At 66.7% G+C, this 2,973-nt stretch carries 4 protein-coding genes; 2 read left to right on the forward strand and 2 right to left on the reverse strand.

Annotated elements, in window-relative coordinates:
- Nucleotides 1–350, forward strand: a 350-nt coding sequence (locus tag Q0030_RS40470; protein WP_298380690.1) for a hypothetical protein, incomplete at its 5' end; no start/stop codon positions are given.
- A 176-nt stretch (nt 351–526) separates the two neighbouring features.
- Here Q0030_RS40470 and Q0030_RS40475 read toward each other — a convergent pair.
- Complete coding sequence (locus Q0030_RS40475) at nt 527–2,017, reverse strand: IS1182 family transposase (RefSeq protein ID WP_298380693.1); 1,491 nt, start codon at nt 2,015–2,017, stop codon at nt 527–529.
- Between the two features lie 222 nt (nt 2,018–2,239).
- Between Q0030_RS40475 and Q0030_RS40480 the strand changes: the two genes are divergently transcribed.
- Nucleotides 2,240–2,596 carry a four helix bundle protein gene (locus Q0030_RS40480; RefSeq protein ID WP_298380696.1) on the forward strand — a complete coding sequence of 119 codons (357 nt, stop codon included), beginning with the start codon at nt 2,240–2,242 and terminating at the stop codon, nt 2,594–2,596.
- A gap of 157 nt (nt 2,597–2,753) precedes the next feature.
- Here Q0030_RS40480 and Q0030_RS40485 read toward each other — a convergent pair.
- Nucleotides 2,754–2,973, reverse strand: a 220-nt coding sequence (locus Q0030_RS40485; RefSeq protein WP_298380699.1) for a hypothetical protein, incomplete at its 5' end; no start/stop codon positions are given.

Consider the following 2,973-nt stretch of genomic DNA (forward strand, 5'->3'; position numbering starts at 1 on the left):
CCTCGATCGCCGCCCTTGGCAAGCAGCATGCGACGTCGCAGGCCGGGCTCGTCCGCGAGCGCCTCGACGACACCAAGGAGGATCCCGAGGTGCGCGCGCTGGCCGCGAAGACGCTCGGCGCGATGTGCGTGCAGAACGCAGCCGATCGCCTCACCAAGCTCGCGCATCTCTCACGCGCGCCGGTCGACGAGGGCGACGACCGCATCGGCATCGCCGCCAACGAAGCTCTGGGCGCGCTTCATCCGCGAGATCTCGAGACTCGCCTCGCGCCGCTGCGAGGCAAGGACGTCCGCATGCCAGTCCGTCGCGCGGTCGAGCGCGCGATCGTCGAACCGACCTCGTGCCGGTGAGCCGCTGACCGACGTTTGGCTAGCTAACGATTCGCTAGGAGCGTGTAGCGCATTCGCTCGGCGTCCGAGCGCGACCGCGACCCCGACCCCGACCGCGACCCCGACCGCGACCGCGACCCCGACCGCGACACGCGCTGTGGTGGCCAATGATGATGGGGGACCCGCTGGCTGCCCGTTTACGCCGTTGCGAGCGCGGGGAGCGAGAAGACAGCTCGATAGAGCTTCAAGAGGTTGTGACCGAGACACACGATCGCCCACTCGTCGCGCACTTTCGACAGACCGCGCAAGGAGAAGCGGCGAAAGCGGCGGGCTTCCTTGATCTGGCCGAACGGTGGTTCCGCGATGCTCTTTCTGCGCGCGTACGCCTCTCGTCCGTAGCGCGTCATGAGCTTGGCGTGCATCTCTTGCCACGCTTCATGCGTCGGCCCTTGTCTGCTCGGCGGCCGATTCTTGCGATTCACTGCGATGTACGCGTCGACGTTTCGCGCATCGCAGCACGCCGCGTTCGCCTTCGAGAAGTAGCCGGTATCGGCCAAGAGCTCGCCCGGCATCTCGCCTGCCTGCAGTGCACATCGCTCGAGCATCGGTTCGAGATGCTCGACGTCCGGCGCCTGATTCGTGACGGCATGAGCCACGATGAGCTGGCTGTCGTCGGCAACGACCGTCTGCGCGTTGTAGGCCTGCACGAAGGCGCCGTCCTTGATCATGATGCGGCTGTCGGGATCGGTGAAGTTGCGCTGCGCCTTCGGCTTCGGATCTCCGTCGGGCGTCGCGGGCACGCGATGCTTCGGCAGATCGTCCGCGGGCGCGCTGCCACCGGCCGGCGGATCGTCGTTGTCGTCCTTCGAGGAGAACTTCTTCGCCGCTTGCTCACTCCTGTCGGCGCGTGCGGCGGCGCGCCGTCGCTCCCCGGCGTCGACGCTCTCGTCGCGTGAGACGTCACGCTGTCCGGCAGCGTTTTCGAGTAGCTGCGCGGCGCGTGTTTTCTTCGCCTCGGCCTCGAGCGCCGCCTTCGCCCAGCGGATCTTCTCGAGCCGCGCCTCGCGTCGATGCAGCTCCTCGGGGATGTCGAGCGCAGCCTGGTCTTTGCCAGAGTGCTCGTCTTCGCGCTCGTCGATCTCGTCGGCCTTCGCGAGCAGCGCTTCGATCTCGTTCTTCAGACGAACCTCTTCGGTGCCCATGCGCTCGTAGCTCATCGCCTTGTGCTTGCTCGCGTTCGCCTGCACCTTCGTGCCGTCGAGCGCAACGCGTCCGAGCTTCAAAAGACCCGCCTTGCGACACAGCTTGAGCACCTGCTCGAACAGCGACGCGAGGCCCGCGCGATGGTGCAGGCGAAAGTGGTTCACCGTCGTGAAGTGCGGATGCTGGCCCGCCGCCAGCACGCGGAACGCCACGTCCTCGAACGTCGCTCGCTCGATCCGTCGCGAGGAGAAGACGCCCACGCAGTACGCGTAGAGCAGCAATCCCGTCATCATCCGTGGGTCGTACGGCCGCTGCCCGCGCAAGTCCTTGCCCTGAATCGCACGCTCGATCGGGCTCAGATCCAGATCGGCGACGACATCGAGGATGAAGAAGGCCAAGTGCCCCTGCGGGAGCCACTCGAGTGGCGACGGCGGAAGCAGGTACGACTGCGTCGGGTCCCAATCCTGATAGCGCTTGCTCGTCACATCGTCACGAGATCAGAAAACCATCTCCGCGTCGATCCCCTGCTGCATTGTCTCACGCACGAAGGACGAAAGCGCTCGACGCGCGCGGTCTCTGGCCCGCGCGAGGCTTGGTTTGGTCGGTCATGCCGAGACGCGCAGGAGTCGCGCCAGCGCCGCCCCGTGATCGCAAGAGATGACAGGGATCGCAGAAGGCGCTGTCACGACTCCTGCGCGATGGGGGGCATGACCGACCAAACCAAGCCTCGCGCTCCGCTGCTCCCTCACCACAAGCTCGTCGCCTATGGCGTGGCCGTCGAGCTTCTTCTCGCCGTGAAGGCGGCGAACATTCGAGATGCCAAGCTCAGAGATGAAGCGCTGCGTGCCGCAAAAGGCGCATGCCTCAACTGCGCGGAAGGCGCCGGGCGCGTCTCGCGCGCGGACAAGGCGCGCGTCTTCGCCATCGCGCGCGGAGAAGCCGTCGAAGCGGTCGCCGCCGTCGAGATCGCCGCTCACGCCGGAGACACCACGCAACAAGCGGCGGACCGGTGCGTCGTCATCGGCAATCGCGTCGTCGCCCTCCTCACAGGCTTCATCCGCTGAATCGCTCTCGTCCGCGGCCCTTCGGGGTCGCGGTCAGGGTCGTGGGCGGGGGCGGGGTCGCGGTCGGGGGTCGCGGGTCGCGGGCGGGGTCGCGGGCGGGCTCGGCGTCGCGGGCTTCGCGGTCGCGACTATGCCCTACACGCTCCTAGCTAACGATTCAGGCGCGCGGGAGCTTGGGGTCGCCGTCGGTCTCGGCGGCATCGCTCTTCATGAAGAGCGGGCAGTCCCTGTACGGGTCGTAGCTGTCGTCCTGATAGGACGAGATCTCCGCGTCCATCTTGATCTCGGTCGCCTGCGGCTCGTTCCAGGTCTTCATGCGGATTCCCAAAGTGTTGCACACATGGTGTGCGTGTCGAGGGTTCTGTTCGTCTTCTTTG

This window comes from uncultured Bradyrhizobium sp. (assembly GCF_947648125.1).
Taxonomy (GTDB): Bacteria; Pseudomonadota; Alphaproteobacteria; order Rhizobiales; family Xanthobacteraceae; genus Bradyrhizobium.

Coding starts and splice junctions, on each gene's coding strand:
- Q0030_RS40480 (WP_298380696.1), top strand. CDS start 2,240: ATGACCGACCAAACCAAGCCTCGCGCTCCGCTGCTCCCTCACCACAAG.